Genomic DNA, 16,306 nt, shown 5'->3' on the forward strand with positions numbered 1-16,306 from the left:
CCTTCAAAAGCCGCTGCTCCTCCGGGAGCCGCGGTTTTTTTTTGAATGAAAAAAGCCCGGACCTTGCATCCGGGCTTGTAAGGCTTTGCTCCTGAGTAGTCAGACCATGCTCACCACGGGGTAGGCTCCAGCGGGCCGACGCCAGTCGGGGTGCTTGCACCTTCCCCATTGCGCAGGAACGGCAGGTGCCAGAAGTCGTTCGGGACGATGGGGTCGCCCGGTCTGATGTTTTCCGGAAAGATGAACTCAAACACCGGCGCCACATACTGTCCCGCAATCAGACCGTTGGCCACTGTTACCTTACTGGCATTTTGCAAGCAACTGTCCACTACAGTCTGGCTGGCGGTCGCCGTCGGAACGCAGAGTGAGCGCACCATGACGCGCAGGGTACGAGTTGGCTGGCTGAGGAGCCCAAGCGGCGCCTTGGTCGCCCGAATCCTGGCACGTTGCGGCTGAGGGCCAACGTTCTGGGTCGTGATGCCACCCGAGGCACCGAAACAGCTCGTTGGAAGGGTCAGTGCAGGGTTGCACTCACCCGTCATCTCATAAGGTGTCACCCAGCGGTTGGTTTGCGCGCCGGTCGAGGGATCGACGTCCATCAGGTAAATGTCGACCGGAGTCTTGACGTCGGTAGTCAATGCTTCGAGGAAAATCCGATTCGCCGTCTCCTGCGCCGCACCGTTGATAGCCGTCGCCGCGGGGTCGGCGCTGCCGATGCCAAACCCTCCGATAGCCAGGTAGCTGGGCTGCGTACCAGGCTGAGTGTAGATCCCGATGCTGGCCTCTATCGTGTGCGCCGAGATGAAGTCCGGGGCACCCACTGTAGTCGACTTGAACAGCGTGCCAGCGTATTTGATAAAGTCGCCGACTTCGAACGGCGCTTGCTGGGTCGGGTCGGGGTCCGTCGCCGTGCGTGTAGGATCGCTGAAGCTCTTCATGACGTACTGGCTGCAATAGAGCTGGCCCAAAATCGGCGGGGGAAGCTCTCCGCTTGCAGGGGGAACTACGCCGGCCTGGCTGAAGTTTCGGCAGTTGTTAGAGCTGGTCGCGGAAACGACCTTTGGCCGGTTTTTCTCTGGGCAGAGTGCGTCGCTCCCACCTGCCGTGCGTGGCACGCACATCGGGTAGCCGGTGCCGGCGTAGATAGTCGGGTTGGCGTCATCGACGGAGAAGCGAGGGTCAGGGCTCTGGGGACGGCCAAAGCGTCCATTCGGATCGTTGATCTGGATGATCGTCGGCTGCAGCGGGTTGCCGCTGTCAACCTGGATGTTGCCAGTGGCGTAGTCGATGTTGGTGATGACGCCGCTGCCGGCGTTGACTGATTGCTGGGAGACAGTGATCAGCCCGGCGATTTGCTTGGTGCCGACGGTATTGCCAACCACATGGATCTCGAACGATGGGTAAGCAGGCGGGACTTTATTGAGCGCCAGCGATCCGCCGTTGACGAATTGGGCCCACGTCAGGGTATTGGCCGGCATCTGGATAACAGTGTTGCAAGGGACTGTATACGTGACGCCATTCAGTTGGACCGTACCACCAAAGCGGCCAGGGGCGCTGGTGTTAGGGCAGCCCGCATTGCTGGTGTCCAGGGTCATGTTCTGGATAAAGCCAACGACGTCGAATTGGTGAACCGCATTCGGGTTCGCGAATAGCGGGTCAGGGAGCGTGGGCGTTGGGAACTGCGTTGTTGCGCCCGGGGCGGGGGGCCTGGCGGTCCCACCCTTGGCAAGTGCATAACCTCCCCCCCCAAGGACCAGTGCGAAGGCGACCGCACCGGCGATCAGTGTGGGACGAGCGATGATGCCGTTGAATCGTTTGTGAAACGGTGGTGTGGCTAGCGTTTTTGCTTTTTCACGTATGCTCATGGTCCTCTCCAATATCTTGCTGGGCCAGTTGCCGGTCAATCGACTCGCCTACCCGGTGATGCACTAAGGCTTGCGCAAAAAATACGGAGCAGAGCAGCGTCGAATTGGGGCTCGCGAGAGATATTTCCCTGAGCCTGGAGCGTGTAAAGCAGTTGTCGTGCCTAATTGCACAATCAGTCGCTAACGCGCGGAAATGCTGGCTGTGGCGTTTTTTTTTGCACTCCGCACAGGCCTGTTCGAAGCGCAGAAGTGGGGGGAGATGTCCCCAGACACGGGGAGTGTGGCGCGAAGTTGAGGATGGGGGCAGGCCTGCTGTGCCAGGCCACAACCCAGGCGAACGGCCTCAACCGTCATCCGCAGATCGCTCGTACCGGTACCGAGCAAGCAGTGATTTTTTCTCGCAGTGTTTTTTGTGATTTTGTGTGGGGGAGGGGAGTACAGGGATTGGCTTGGATAGCCCGTCTGATGTCGCTGGCCGTCGTGAGTTGTCGATTAAGCCTTTCTCGCGGGCTCGAGAGCAGGACAAAGGCGACCGGTAATTCACCCGGCCTGGACGAGTGTTTGCGTAAATGGTTAAAGCGCAAACATACACGCGCCATAAAAAACAGTATGAGCAATGTCGTTATCGAAATATTCAATGTGGTAATGGTTAGTTTGACGTCTGCCGATACATTGAATAAGGCAGCGTAAGAATCGGCACTCAATGATCATAGAATAATCAATGCCGATAACCAATGTAGTGCGACCTGGGCGCTCGTATGTTCAGGGTATTCATGGCGCAAACCAACGGTCCATATCATCACGCATATTGGGCACTTGCTATTTCCCGACTCTCCAACTTTTATGGATGGGTGAACCCACTTTGCATTTACTCTGCCAGCCGTATGAAAAATATTTAATTTGCCATGAAGGCTCCGTAAACATTGGCTGTTGGCTGAGATCCTGGGTGAATCAAGACGCGGATGCTACTGGGGGATTGCACCCAATAGTGGGGAATTTCACACCGAAGTTGAGGGGGGGTAACCGCTCTTTCTGCTTGTTGCTGTTCATCTGCGCTCGGTTGTTGTTTAAACTAACGAATTGCTCGCTCGACAAAAAAAATATTTGAAATTCGACTACTAAAATTTTCCATTACAGCTACAGTCCACCTAGACGCCCGCCACGGGGCGACAAAGAGCGTTTTAATTTAGCCTAGGGAAAGAGAGCACTTTGCCAGTTCGACTACGCCTCACGCCAGCCAACTTAGGGTCGGTGTTATAACTCGCGCGAGCAGCAAGATTTCTGGCCAGGAGTTCATCTCGCAACGGGACAACCCCCGAACCCGGAGTGTGATCATGATGAAGCACATGAACATCTTTCGAACTGTCCGTTTGACCTGCGCGATCGCAGGCGGCCTGGTTGCAGTCAGTCTGCCCTTCAAGAGTACCCTCGCCGCTACAGCAGTGCCACAGATCGTCCCTGCAGTGCCACCGGCGCTGGATGTACTACCCACCCTGCAGTCGTTGCGCGGTATCACACCGCCCGACCCCTCGGGAACCGAAGGCGGACGTGAAGTCACTCTGATGGGCGACTACGTGCAAAATCGCACAGCGGTGATCCAATTGGGCAAGGCCCTTTTCTGGGACATGGAGGTCGGCAGCGATGGCTCCACCGCTTGCGCGACTTGCCACTTTCACGCCGGGGCCGATCACCGGATCACCAACCAGATCAACCCCGGCCAGAGAAACACCAATGCGAACGTCGCGTCGCTCTTCAACAAGCCGTTCGCAGCGGCCGACATTCCTGGCGACGTGGCCTCATACACGACCAGATCCGGTGGCAAGGGCGGCCCGAACTACACGCTCAAGAAAACCGACTTTCCGACCCATGTGCTGGCCGATCCGCTCGATCGCAATTCACCGATCCTCTATTCGACCGACGATGTGACCGGCTCACAAGGCGTGTTCGACGCCAACTTCGTCAGGCCGCGTCAATCGCGTTTCGACGATTGCACGCGGCAGCCGGACGGTATCTTCCAGGTCAATGGCATCAATGTCCGTCGTAGTACCGGGCGCAACGCACCTACGGTGATCAACGCCGCCTTCAACGTGCGCAATTTCTGGGATGGTCGGGCCAACAACGTCTTCAATGGCTTCTCGCCGTTCGGCAATCGCGATCCTGATGCTGGCATCTTCGTCACCAACGATGCCAGCGGGGTTGCGACCAAGGTGCGACTAGCACTCAACGATGCCTCTGCCGCCTCGCAGGCCGTGGGACCTCCCGGCAGCCCAGTCGAAATGTCCTGCGGCGGGCGCACCTTCGCGGACATCGGTCGACGCATGCTCGACAATCTGATACTCAAGCAGCAGCAGATCTCATTAACCGATTCGGTATTGGCCCCCACTGTCGGCCACCGACCTTCCTATCGTGCACTGGTCCAGAAGGCCTTCCAGCCACGGCTGTGGAACGCGACGCAGCAGGTTTCGCTGGGTGGCGCGCCGTATAGCCAGATGGAGGCCAATTTCCCGCTCTTCTTCGGGCTCGCGATCCAGATGTACGAATCCACCCTGGTCTCGGATCAGACGCCGCTGGATACCTACTTGCAAGGTAATAGTCAGGCATTGAATGCCCAGCAAGTCGAGGGTATGAATCTTTTCACCGGCAAGGGCAGGTGCATCAATTGCCACGGCGGGCCGGAATTGACCGGCGCAGCCACCCGTTTGCGCCTCTCGCCCCATGAGCGCGTCGAACGTATGGTGATGGCTGACGGCCTGACCACACTCTATGACAACTCCTTCTACAACATAGGTGTGCGCCCGACCTCTGAGGACGTGGGGGTCGGCGATAAGGATCCATGGGGTAACCCGCTGTCATTCACTCGCCAATACAACACCCAGCTGCAAGGCGGCCAGGTGCCTGACCCTTTTACTGTCGACGTGTGCTTGTTCGCAGTGCCATTGAGTTCGGCGATACCCTGTGACCCGACGCTCACGCCCAAAATCGGCTTCCGTGATGCCGTCGATGGCGCCTTCAAGGTGCCGACGCTGCGCAACATCGCTTTGACCGGGCCGTATTTCCACAATGGCAGCCGGGCGACGCTCCAACAGGTCGTAGAGTTCTACAACCGCGGCGGTGATCGGCGTGGCCAGGATGCGAACAACACCAGTGGATTCGATAATCCCGGCGCGAATCAGCACAACACCTCGAACCTCGATCCGGATATTGCCCCTATAAACTTTACCCCCACGGAAATGGACGCACTGGTCAAGTTCCTGGAGGTCGGGTTGACCGATCCGCGGGTCGCCTGGGAGCGAGCGCCATTCGATCATCCGTCGCTTGTGATTCCACAAGGCGAGTTGGGTGACGAAAACTCCGTGGTGGCACGGCCGCTTAATCCCAAGATTACGAGCTCGCAGGCGGTAGATGCGCGGTTGTCGCTCAAAGCCGTCGGTGCAAAAGGTCGCACCATCAAAGAGGGGCCTTTGCAGCCGTTCAACAACGACCTTTGATCTGGATGACCTCCGTGCTGCTGGATCTCACGTCGTGCAGGTCTGCGGGCAGAGCCAGCGGCCCAGGGACAAGCTGAAACCGGGTCAGGAGGTACCTCGGGAAACCGGCGTTCCAAGGCGGCTTGCCCCGCGATGAAAGACCATGCGGTCCATCTGCAGGACCGCAGCGTCTGTTTCGCGGGCAAGTCGGATCGCCGCACCGCTCGCTCCTGCAGGACCCAGCAGCACCGACTTAATCGCAAAAAATTCCCGACTAAAACGCTAAGTAGAACGCTTTTGCTGCCGTTAAAGGGTGTGCAGTGTGATGCGCGTCACTCTGTGTGTGCTTAATTGCGAGAAATGCAGGCACAATGCCATCTATTGATTTGCCGGGTCGGAGTTTTACCCTTGCCGCGTTCCAGCGCTGTACGTTTCAGTCATTTTTTGCCCTCATTACTGTTGTTGCTCGCGGGGCTTGCGGCTGCCTACGTCAAGGATCTCAACGTCTTCTTCACCTCGTTGTTCAACGTGCTGCCGACCTTGGTACTGTTGCTTGGCGGTTCTTACTGCGCGGTTTATCGACGTCAGCGTGAACTGTTTCTGATGGTCACGGTGTACACCGCCTATTTTCTGCTCGACACCCAGACCGACTATTACCGCGACAACGGAAAAGTCCGTGAAGACGCTGCGGTAGTGTTCCATCTGTGTTGCCTGCTGCTGCCTTTGCTGTATGGATTGTTCGCCGCCTGGCAGGAGCGCACTCATTTGTTTCAGGACATGGTGGCGCGCTTCGCCGTGTTGCTGGTGTTTGGCAGTGTCGCGCTGAGCCTGGAGCAAAGTTTTCCGCAAGCGCTGCTGGCCTGGTTGGCGGAGATCCGCTGGCCAGCGTTGTATGGCAGCTGGATAAGTCTGATCCAGTTGTCTTACCCGGTGTTCTTCGCCGCGTTCCTGCTGCTGGCCGTGCAGTACTGGAGCAACCCAAGGCCGCTGCATGCGGCGCAATTGGTGGGTTTGCTCGGGCTGTTCTGGATGTTGCCAAAGACCTTCATTTTGCCGTTCACCCTGAACATCATGTGCAGCCAGGTGATGTTGATGATCGCTGCGGCGGTCGCTCACGAAGCCTATCAAATGGCCTTCCGCGACGAGCTGACCGGCCTGCCCGGACGCCGCGCCCTGAACGAACGCTTGCAGCGCCTGGGCCGCAACTATGTGTTGGCGATGGGTGACGTCGATCATTTCAAGAAATTCAATGACACCCACGGCCACGACGTCGGCGACCAGGTGCTGCGTCTGGTGGCCAGCAAACTGTCGAAAATCAGCGGCGGTGGACGCGCCTATCGCTACGGTGGTGAAGAGTTCGCTCTGGTATTCGCCGGCAAGACCCTGGAAGAGTGCATGCCGCACCTTGAGGTCATCCGCGAATCGATTGCTACCTACGACATCCATTTGCGCAACCAGGACAGCCGCCCTCAGGACGATCAGCAGGGGCGACAGCGCCGGGCCGGCGCCTCGGCCTCCAGCGTTTCGGTAACGGTCAGCATCGGGGTGGCCGAGCGGATCGAGCAACGAACCCCGGAAGAAGTGCTCAAATCGGCGGATCAGGCGCTGTACAGTGCCAAGGGTGCGGGGCGTAACTGCGTCATGGCATTCGGTCAAAACCGCCGTGGCGCAGTGCGTATGGACGCCGCAGCGGGTTGAGTGTCGGCGCCGCAAGGCTTGCCCGCGAAACATACGCACCTACACTGAAAATCTATAGCCTGGTCTTGATGACTAAACTTTACAAAATAGTCACTAGCTGACCCTATGTGTCTTAAAAGTTGTTCGGTTACACTCGGGATCTAGCGTAAAACCGATCCTACGAATCACTTGTCAAGTTCTCACGAGGTTTGCCATGGCTGACTACAAAGCGCCCCTGCGCGATATGCGCTTCGTCCTCAATGAAGTTTTCGAGGTCGCCAAACTCTGGGCCGAACTGCCTGCTCTGGCTGACACAGTTGATGCTGAAACCGTCGAGGCGATTCTCGAAGAAGCCGGCAAAGTCACCAGCAAAAGCATCGCGCCGCTGAGCCGTAATGCTGACGAAGAAGGCTGCCGTTGGAGCGACGGTGTGGTCACCACGCCGCAAGGTTTCCCACAGGCATATCAGACCTACGCTGAAGGTGGCTGGGTGGGTGTCGGTGGCGATCCTGCTTTCGGCGGCATGGGCATGCCTAAGGCGGTCTCGGCCCAGGTCGAAGAGATGATCAACTCGTCCAGCCTGGCCTTCGGTTTGTATCCGATGCTGACCTCTGGCGCCTGTGTGTCGATCAACACCCATGCCAGCGAAGAGCTCAAAGCTACGTACCTGCCAAACATGTACGCCGGCGTCTGGGCGGGCTCCATGTGCCTGACCGAACCTCATGCCGGGACCGATCTGGGGATCATCCGCACCAAGGCTGAGCCGCAGACCGACGGTTCCTACAAGGTCAGCGGAACCAAGATCTTCATTACCGGCGGTGAGCACGACCTGACCGAAAACATCATTCATCTGGTGCTGGCCAAGCTGCCGGACGCACCGGCCGGGCCTAAAGGTATCTCGCTGTTCCTGGTGCCGAAATTCATGGTCAATGCCGATGGCAGCCTGGGTGAGCGTAACCCGGTGACCTGCGGTTCGATCGAACACAAGATGGGCATCCAGGCTTCCGCCACCTGCGTGATGAACTTCGATGAGGCGGTGGGTTACATCGTCGGCGAGCCGAACAAAGGCCTCGCGGCGATGTTCACCATGATGAACTACGAACGTCTGGGCGTCGGCATTCAAGGCCTGGCGTCTGGCGAGCGCTCTTACCAGAACGCGGTCGAGTACGCCCGTGATCGGCTGCAAAGCCGTTCGCCAACCGGTCCACAAGCCAAGGACAAAGTTGCTGATCCGATCATCGTCCACCCTGACGTGCGTCGCATGTTGCTGACCATGAAAGCCTCGAATGAAGGCGGCCGTGCGTTCTCCACTTACGTGGCGATGCAACTGGACACCGCCAAGTTCAGCGAAGACGCCGCTACCCGTAAGCGCGCTGATGATCTGGTGGCCTTGCTGACGCCGGTCGCCAAGGCATTCCTCACCGACCTGGGGCTGGAAACCACCGTTCATGGCCAGCAGATCTTCGGCGGCCATGGCTATATCCGCGAGTGGGGCCAGGAGCAATTGGTTCGTGACGTGCGCATTACCCAGATTTACGAAGGTACCAACGGTATTCAGGCGCTGGACCTGGTGGGTCGCAAGATCGTCGGTAGTGGCGGGGCGTTCTATAAACTGTTCGCCGACGAGATTCGTCATTTCACTGCGACCGCCAGTGCCGACCTGGCCGAGTTCAGCAAACCGTTGAATGATGCCGTCGATACCCTCGACGAGCTGACGGCCTGGCTGCTGGACCGCGCGAAGAACAATCCAAACGAGATTGGTGCCGCGTCGGTCGAGTATCTGCAGGCATTCGGCTATATGGCCTACGCCTACATGTGGGCATTGATGGCCAAGGCGGCATTCGGAAAGGAAGCGCAGGATGACTTCTACGCCAGCAAACTGGGCACGGCACGTTTCTACTTCGCCCGCCTGTTGCCGCGGATTCACTCGCTGAGCGCTTCGGTCAAGGCGGGCAGTGAATCGCTGTTTCTGCTGGATGCGGCGCAGTTCTGAAGAATGTTACTTAATGTAAGCATTCTCTTACATTACGTACTGTCGTTCTCCCATAGCCTAGGATTGGATCCACAGCTAATCTACTTCACATGGACGTCGCGCAGGAAGCGCAAAGCAACAACACGGACACGTAGGATTCTGCCAGGATGGCGGAGTGAAATGGATGTCAGGGAAACAGTCTGCAAAGCCCCGCTTCGGCGGGGTTTTCTTTTTGTGGCGAGAAAAGTTGTTGTGGCAAGGAACCTGCTCTCAGCCCAGCACATCCAGTGTTGCCGGGCTCGCCATCCGTCCGTCCGGGCCATTCATCACCTCTTCCAGCAAAGTGCGCAGTAGTTCGAGCGTGGCTTGCTGACGTTGTACATCGCGACACACCAGACCGACTTTCAGCGGTACCCGCGGCTCACTCAACGGTTTCCATAGCAACGCCTTGTTGCTGTGTTCCTGCCGGGAGCGGCCGGGCAATACGGTGGCCAGTTTTGTGTGGGGCAGGCTGTCGAGAATCCCGGCCATGTTGTTCAGTTCTGCCTGCACCTGCGGGCGTCGTCCGAGATTGGCCAATTGCGCCTGCCAGATCTGCCGCACCTGGAACTCCTCTCCCAGCAATAACATTGGTAATTCTGCAGCCTGGCTCATTGAGACTTTCTTGAATTCGCGCAGCGGATGCTCGGCCGGGATGACAAGGGTCAACTCATCCTCATACAACAGCACACCCTGCAGCCCCGGTTGGCGCGGCGGTAGATAGCTGATGCCAATGTCCAGTGAACCGTTAAGCAGCCGTTTTTCGATTTCAAGTCCCGTCAGCTCATAGATCTGCACCACCAGGTGCGGTTGCGCTTTGCGCACCCGCTCCAGCATTTGTGGCACCAGGCTGGTGTGTACGGTCTGCAGTACGCCGATGGCCAGCGTTCGCAGCGCCTGCCCCTTGAAGTTGCGCAGCGCCTCACGGGCCCGCTGCATGCCATCGAGTAAGGGCAGGGCGTGGTTATACAAGGTGTGGGCGGCCAGGGTCGGCAATAGGCGTTTGCTGCTGCGCTCGAACAGGCTGACGTCGAGGTTCTGTTCCAGTTGGCGAATCTGTTGCGAGAGCGCCGGCTGGGAGATTGACAAGCGCTCTGCGGCCCGTCCCACATGGCCTTCTTCATACACCGCGACGAAATAACGCAGTTGTTTGAAATCCATAAGTAATTCTTATCGAAGAAGCTGGAAAATCGAAATGGCCCATGGCCGTTCAGAAGCCTAGTCTAACCGCCTTCACAAGGCTTACAGGGCCATAGAGCGCGATGAATACCGTTTACGTTGATGGTGTTTACATAGGCAAGGCAAAAAACCTCGGGCAAGGTTTAATCAGCGATACGGATAAGCACCGGGTTGAAAATCGACTCTGGCTGTGGCCGCAAGGCCTGGGCAGCGATGAGCATGGCGATCCGCGTTTTCACACCGGCCCGGAACGCGCTCTGCATCATTACCCGGCCGAGCACTATGTCTATTGGCGCAAACGTTATCCACAGATCGGTTGGTGTGCACCGGCGTTCGGCGAAAACCTCTCGACCCATGGTTTGACGGAGGAGCAGGTGTGTCTGGGCGACATGTTCCGCTGGGGCGGCTCTTTGCTGCAGATCAGCCAGCCGCGTTCGCCGTGTTATCGCCTGAGCCATCGCTGGGGGTTGCAGTCTCTGCCGCAACAGGCGCAGGACACAGGTCGTTGCGGCTGGTTCTATCGAGTGCTCAAGCCTGGTTTCGTCAGTGCCGATCAGCCATTCGAGCTGATCCAGCGCAGCTACCCCGGGCTGACCGTGGCCTGGGCCTTACGCTGTTTTTATCAGGAGCCTCTGGAGCATGCAGGTTTGAAGAAACTGGTGGATTGCCCGACGCTGTCCTCACGCTGGCGCGATATTGCGATCAAGCGCATGCGCACTGGCCGGGTCGAAGACTGGTCTTCACGTTTGCTCGGCCTACCGCTTGAGGGGCTGCGTGCATGAGTCTGTTCAACCTGCGTCGCAATTCCCCAAGCCTTGATGATTTAACGGCGGATCAGTGTTGGTCATCCCGGTGCGATAACCTTTCCAGCGAGTGCCTGATGCCCAGTGTCGAACGACCCCGGCAGATTTTTGTTCGTGGCCAGGGTTCCTGGCTGTGGGACAGCGCAGACCGCGCGTATCTGGATTTCACTCAAGCTGGTGCGGCCAACAGTCTTGGTCACAGCCCTTCGGTGTTAGTGAATGCCATTGCCTCTCAGGCCCAGGCGCTGATCAATCCGGGTGCCGGTCTGCACCATCGCGCTCAGCTCAATTTGGCCCCTCTCTGACTCCCGAACCGTCTCGCGGTATAACGCGTCGCCTCATGCCTGATTCTTTTGGCATGGGGCGTTTTTTTGTCTCCGCGTTTTGCGAAACACCACCTCGTGCTTGAGCGATTGTTAGAACAATGGCTTTTTAACGGGATCGGCATGGACGGCTGCTGCCACTGCGAAAGTTTCCACAGTGGCTGACATTGGAGATATATACCACTGAGTGGTATGTTTTTGAAATGGATGTCTATGATGTTCAGGTTATTCAAGACCAAACGCTTTGCGACTAAAGCCAGCAAAGCGTTGATTTGCGACGCAGCCCCGATTGCTGCATTCAGCGAAATGCTCAGCGGACAGGCTGACAATCTCGGCGGCGGAGTGTGGAAGAAACGCTTGGACGCATATCGCCAACGCTCGATTGTCTTGGCTAAGGGTAGTTGTTACTGGATTTTCAGTTTTTGTTTGCCAAGCAGAACCAAAGCAACATCAGCAGGTCGGAGCTGGTTGCTTTCCGGGAGTTGGCCAAGGCCTATGAGGGCCTGAGTGACAGGCAAGTCCAGCAGTTGTTGGACATGAAAGAGTTTGTGGAGATAAACCATGAGTAGGAAATTCAAGAGTGAAGCACTTGAGTCGATCCATGATTCGGCCAGTGCTCTGCTTTCGGTCGGGGCTATCAGCAAGACCACCATGCGCCAATTCGATGAATCATGCCTGGCGACGGTGCCTGCTGAAATTCCAGCGGAGCAAATCAAACAATTGCGCGAGCGCAGCAATGTCAGCCAGCCAGTGTTCGCGCGCTATCTGAATACCAGCGCCTCCACCGTCAAACAGTGGGAGTCGGGTGACAAGCACCCCAGTGGCATGGCGCTCAAGCTACTGAGTATCGTGCAGAAGTACGGTATCGAAATACTCGCTTGAAGCGGCGCGTTCGAACGATTTTTTCGGGACGCCTGGGTGGCATCGACTGATTACAAATCCATCAGCTCCATCACCCGCTGATAAAACAACCACTCCTGCTCTAGCGCATGGGCCAGATTGCTGGCCTTGCGAAAGCCATGACGTTCATCGGGGTAGTAATGCGCTTCGGCCGGGAGGCCGTTGTCCTGCAAGGCCTTGATCATGTCGCGGGTCTGTTGCGGCACGACCACTGCGTCGAGCTCACCCTGGAAGAAAATCACCGGCACGCGGATATTGCCTGCGTGCAGGAGTGGACTCCGGGCGTTGTAACGTTCGGCGTCCTGTTCGGGGTCGCCGATCAGCCAGTCGAGGTAATCACCCTCGAATTTGTGGGTGGTGCGGACCAGGGCGGTCGGATCGCTGACGCCGTACAGACTGGCGCCGGCACGAAATACATTCTGAAATGCCAGTGCACACAGGGTGGTGTAACCGCCAGCACTGCCACCGCGAATGAAGGCTTTTTCGCCGTCGATCAACCCTTGTCCAGCGAGGTAGGCGACGACCGAACAAGCGTCCTCGACATCCACTGCGCCCCAACTCAAATGCAACGCCTGTCGATAGGCACGACCGTAGCCGGTGCTGCCGCGATAGTTGAGGTCGGCGATGGCAAAGCCCCGTTGCACCCAATACTGGATGCGTGGATCGAGCATCGGATAGCAGGCGGAGGTTGGGCCCCCATGGATAAACACCACCAGAGGCGGTTTAGTGGCGCCGTTCATGGCGGGGTAGAAAAAACCATGAGCTTCACCCTTGCCACTTGGGTAGCGCAAGGTTCGCGGACAGCTGATCTGGTCGGCGGGCAACGGCGCAACGCCGCCAGCCAACACCTCGACTCGATGAGTGTCGCGGTTGATGGCGACCACCGCTGATGGGCTGACTGGTGACGCAGCGATGCAGTAAATAAACTGTTCATCCAGCGCCAGATTGCGAAAGCGGCTGTAGTCGCCGGTGAAATCCTGTAGCGAACCATCGCCTTGGCACAGTCCGAGTCGGCCAAAACCATTCTCGGTCCAGCTCGCCAGATAGGCACCTTCACCCAGCGGCAGCCATGTGCTGCTACCCAGTTGCCAAGGCGCGGGTGCGTGATCCGCTTCAGCGCTGGAGAGCGGGTTCAAGCCTGATTCGGATTCGATCCATGGCTGCCAGAAACCGCCGCGATCGGTCAGGCAATACAGGCGATTGGCCTCATCAAAGCGAGGTTGTTGCAGGGATTCTTCAGTGCCATCACCGGCTACACAGCGCGGCGCGCTCCAACTGCTGTCGGCCTGACGCTCGGCGACCATCAATCGCGTAGAGGTCCACGGCTGGTGCGGGCGACTCCATTCGATCCACGCCAGTCGCTGACCGTTTGGGCTCAGGGTCGGCGCGGCATAGAAGTCGGCGCCTTCAACCAGTAACCGGCGTTGTCCACTGGCGACATCGATAGCGATCAGTCGGTGTTGATTGTGGTTTTCCTCGACGGCCAGAACCTGGCCGTCAGCGAACTGCAAATCGCCATAGCGGCACTCGCCCTGGGTCAACGCCTGGGGCGTCTCACCTTGCAGCGATTGCCGATAAAGCTGTTGATCCGCTTCGTTGACGAACACCAGCCCGTCAACGCTCAGGCAGAACGAACTGCCGCCATATTCATAGACTCGACTGCGTACGCTGAACCCCGACGGCGTCAGGCAGTTGGCCTGGCCGTCGTGCCGGTACCAGATTCGGCAGGTAGCGTCTTCGGGACGGTATTCATTCCAGAACAGGCCGTGCGGGCCGACGCGCAATTCAGCGAAGTCGATACCGGCAGCAACGGCTTCGGCGGCGCTGATGGGTTCAACCTTTAATGATGAGGTGTGAGTTTCGTTCATTGCGAAAGGCCAGTTGTTCGATGGTCTGGGTAGCGTGTTCGGCTTCTTCGCGGGCCTGAAGGATCACGCCGTGATGTTCTGACTTGCTGCACACCGGGTCAGCGTTGCTGGCGTCACCCGTGAGCATGAATGCCTGGCAGCGGCAGCCGCCGAAGTCCTTTTCCTTTTCATCGCAGGAGCGGCACGGCTCGGGCATCCAGTCGTAGCCGCGAAAGCGGTTGAAGCCGAACGAGTCGTACCAGATGTGCTGCATGCTGTGGTCGCGAACATTCGGGAACTGCACCGGCATCTGCCGCGCGCCGTGGCACGGCAGGGCGGTGCCGTCCGGGGTCACGGTGAGAAAGAGGCTGCCCCAGCCGTTCATGCAGGCTTTGGGGCGTTCTTCGTAGTAGTCCGGGGTGACGAAAATCAGCTTGCAGGGATGCCCTTCGGCTTCCAGTCTGGCGCGGTACTCATTGGTGATGCGCTCGGCACGAACCAGTTGCTCTTTGGTCGGTAACAGTCCGACGCGGTTGAGCTGCGCCCAGCCGTAGAACTGGCAGGTGGCAAGCTCGACAAAGTCCGCTTCCAGCGCGATGCACAGTTCAATGATGCGGTCGATTTTGTCGATGTTGTGCCGATGGGTGACGAAGTTCAGCACCATCGGATAGCCGTGGGCTTTCACCGCACGGGCCATTTCGAGTTTTTGCGCGAAGGCTTTTTTCGAGCCGGCCAGCAGGTTGTTCACCTGCTCGTCGCTGGCCTGGAAACTGATCTGGATATGGTCCAGCCCGGCTTTCTTGAAGTCGCTGATTTTCTGCTCGGTGAGGCCGATGCCCGAGGTGATCAGGTTGGTGTAGAAACCGAGTTTACGGGCTTCACCGATCAGCTCGGCCAGGTCCTGACGCACCAGCGGTTCGCCACCGGAAAAGCCCAACTGCGCGGCGCCCATATCCCGTGCTTCGCGGAACACCTTGATCCACTGTTCGGTACTCAGCTCCTTGCCTTGCTCAGCGAAATCCAGCGGGTTTGAGCAGTAGGGGCATTGCAGCGGGCAGCGGTACGTCAGCTCGGCCAGCAGCCACAATGGCAGGCCGATCTCAGGCCTGGGCGGTAGCGGCTGAGCCTGCTCAGGCGAGTTCGATCCAGTGCTTGGCACGGGCGACCTCCATGAATTGTTCGATGTCGTCACCGAGCTCGGGTACTCCGGGGAACCGGGCGTCCAGTTCGGCAATAATTGCCGCGACATCGCGCCCACCGTCGATCAGGCCGCCTATCAGCGCGGCACTCTCGTTGAGTTTGATCATGCCTTCGGGGTACAGCAGCACGTGGCCCTTTTGCGCTGGTTCGTACTGGTAACGGTAGCCGGCCCGCCAGCTCGGGATCTTGCCGCGATCGAAGCTCATAGGGTGATTCCCTTATGCCAGACCCGTTGCCCGGTCACGCTGTGATAAGGCGGGCGGTTCAGTTCGTAGGCCATGCTCATGGCATCGAGCATGCTCCAAAGGATGTCCAGTTTGAACTGGAGAATTTCCAGCATGCGCTCCTGGCCTTCCCGAGTAGTGTAGTGCTGCAGAGTGATCGCCATACCATGTTCTACATCACGTCGAGCCTGGCCCAGGCGAGTGCGGAAATACTCATAACCGGCCGGGTCGATCCACGGGTAATGCTGCGGCCAACTGTCGAGTCGCGACTGGTGGATTTGCGGGGCGAACAGTTCAGTCAGCGAGCTGCTGGCAGCTTCCTGCCAACGGGCCCGGCGGGCGAAGTTGACGTAGGCGTCCACGGCAAAGCGCACGCCGGGCAAGACCAGTTCCTGGGAGCGCAGCTGATCCGGGTCCAGACCGACGGCTTGGCCGAGACGTAGCCAGGCTTCGATGCCGCCCTCTTCACCGGGCGCGCCGTCGTGGTCGAGCAGACGCTGAATCCATTCGCGGCGCACTTCCCGATCCGGGCAGTTGGCCAGGATCGCGGCGTCCTTGAGCGGGATGTTCACCTGATAGTAAAAGCGATTGGCGACCCAACCCTGGATCTGCTCGCGGGTCGCCCGACCTTCATACATCGCCACATGGTAGGGGTGATAAATGTGGTAGTAGGCGCCCTTGGCGCGTAGCGCCTGTTCGAATTCGGCGGGGGACAGCGGTGTGTCAGGCATTTCGGTTCTCCAGCGGAACAACCGTGAATTTTTATGTCGTCTGGTCGGGCGCCATCGCGAGCAAGCTCGCTCCCACAGG

Annotated in this window: 12 protein-coding genes and 2 pseudogenes; 8 read left to right on the forward strand and 6 right to left on the reverse strand. The window is 58.3% G+C overall.

All coding sequences use genetic code 11. The annotated features are described in order from the left end of the window. Positions 1-110: 110 nt before the first annotated feature. Complete coding sequence (locus AC07W5_RS03165; RefSeq protein ID WP_495022765.1) at positions 111-1,865, reverse strand: hypothetical protein; 1,755 nt, start codon at positions 1,863-1,865, stop codon at positions 111-113. Positions 1,866-2,162: 297 nt separating this feature from the next. Here AC07W5_RS03165 and AC07W5_RS03170 point away from each other — a divergent pair, with 297 nt between their 5' ends. The 4 genes from AC07W5_RS03170 to AC07W5_RS03185 all read left to right on the forward strand — a co-directional run bounded on the left by AC07W5_RS03170 (position 2,163) and on the right by AC07W5_RS03185 (position 9,002). Continuing rightward, positions 2,163-2,555 carry a hypothetical protein gene (locus tag AC07W5_RS03170; RefSeq protein WP_495022766.1) on the forward strand — a complete coding sequence of 131 codons (393 nt, stop codon included), beginning with the start codon at positions 2,163-2,165 and terminating at the stop codon, positions 2,553-2,555. A 656-nt stretch (positions 2,556-3,211) separates the two neighbouring features. After that, positions 3,212-5,353, forward strand: a complete 2,142-nt coding sequence (locus AC07W5_RS03175) for a cytochrome-c peroxidase (protein ID WP_495022767.1) — start codon at positions 3,212-3,214, stop codon at positions 5,351-5,353. A 387-nt stretch (positions 5,354-5,740) separates the two neighbouring features. Next, a complete protein-coding gene (locus tag AC07W5_RS03180) occupies positions 5,741-7,030 on the forward strand; it encodes a GGDEF domain-containing protein (protein WP_495022768.1) in 1,290 nt (429 codons plus the stop codon). 193 nt (positions 7,031-7,223) lie between these two features. Beyond that, a complete protein-coding gene (locus AC07W5_RS03185; protein ID WP_495011973.1) occupies positions 7,224-9,002 on the forward strand; it encodes an acyl-CoA dehydrogenase C-terminal domain-containing protein in 1,779 nt (592 codons plus the stop codon). A 249-nt stretch (positions 9,003-9,251) separates the two neighbouring features. Here the strand turns inward: AC07W5_RS03185 and AC07W5_RS03190 are convergent, their stop codons facing one another. Beyond that, positions 9,252-10,181 carry a LysR family transcriptional regulator gene (locus AC07W5_RS03190; RefSeq protein ID WP_494990584.1) on the reverse strand — a complete coding sequence of 310 codons (930 nt, stop codon included), beginning with the start codon at positions 10,179-10,181 and terminating at the stop codon, positions 9,252-9,254. 101 nt (positions 10,182-10,282) lie between these two features. On the opposite strand from AC07W5_RS03190, the gene AC07W5_RS03195 reads away from it, so the two are divergent. From AC07W5_RS03195 to AC07W5_RS03210, 4 genes and pseudogenes are all read left to right on the forward strand, one after another. Then, positions 10,283-10,981, forward strand: coding sequence for an MOSC domain-containing protein (locus AC07W5_RS03195; RefSeq protein WP_495011972.1), 699 nt, complete (start codon positions 10,283-10,285; stop codon positions 10,979-10,981). Continuing rightward, positions 10,978-11,298 (forward strand): annotated as a pseudogene (locus tag AC07W5_RS03200) (aspartate aminotransferase family protein); the annotation flags it as partial. The gene AC07W5_RS03195 and the pseudogene AC07W5_RS03200, both read left to right, overlap by 4 nt. Before the next feature lie 240 nt (positions 11,299-11,538). After that, positions 11,539-11,894, forward strand: a pseudogene (locus AC07W5_RS03205) (type II toxin-antitoxin system RelE/ParE family toxin). Then, positions 11,887-12,207, forward strand: a complete 321-nt coding sequence (locus AC07W5_RS03210) for a helix-turn-helix domain-containing protein (RefSeq protein WP_494990582.1) — start codon at positions 11,887-11,889, stop codon at positions 12,205-12,207. The pseudogene AC07W5_RS03205 and the gene AC07W5_RS03210 overlap by 8 nt, the downstream one beginning before the upstream one ends. 50 nt (positions 12,208-12,257) lie before the next feature. Here the strand turns inward: AC07W5_RS03210 and AC07W5_RS03215 are convergent, their stop codons facing one another. The 4 genes from AC07W5_RS03215 to pqqC are packed head-to-tail and all read right to left on the reverse strand — an operon-like array spanning position 12,258 to position 16,227. After that, positions 12,258-14,093, reverse strand: coding sequence for a S9 family peptidase (locus AC07W5_RS03215; protein WP_495022769.1), 1,836 nt, complete (start codon positions 14,091-14,093; stop codon positions 12,258-12,260). After that, complete coding sequence (pqqE, locus tag AC07W5_RS03220; RefSeq protein ID WP_494990580.1) at positions 14,059-15,231, reverse strand: pyrroloquinoline quinone biosynthesis protein PqqE; 1,173 nt, start codon at positions 15,229-15,231, stop codon at positions 14,059-14,061. Before pqqE ends, AC07W5_RS03215 begins: the two co-directional genes overlap by 35 nt. Beyond that, the gene (gene pqqD / locus AC07W5_RS03225; RefSeq protein WP_495022770.1) at positions 15,203-15,478 is read right to left on the reverse strand and encodes a pyrroloquinoline quinone biosynthesis peptide chaperone PqqD; all 276 of its coding nucleotides are present in this window, start codon (positions 15,476-15,478) and stop codon (positions 15,203-15,205) included. Before pqqD ends, pqqE begins: the two co-directional genes overlap by 29 nt. Further along, positions 15,475-16,227, reverse strand: coding sequence for a pyrroloquinoline-quinone synthase PqqC (gene pqqC / locus AC07W5_RS03230; RefSeq protein WP_495022771.1), 753 nt, complete (start codon positions 16,225-16,227; stop codon positions 15,475-15,477). Before pqqC ends, pqqD begins: the two co-directional genes overlap by 4 nt. Between the last annotated feature and the right edge of the window lie 79 nt (positions 16,228-16,306).

It is taken from the genome of Pseudomonas sp. GW821-FHT01E05 (assembly GCF_059422425.1).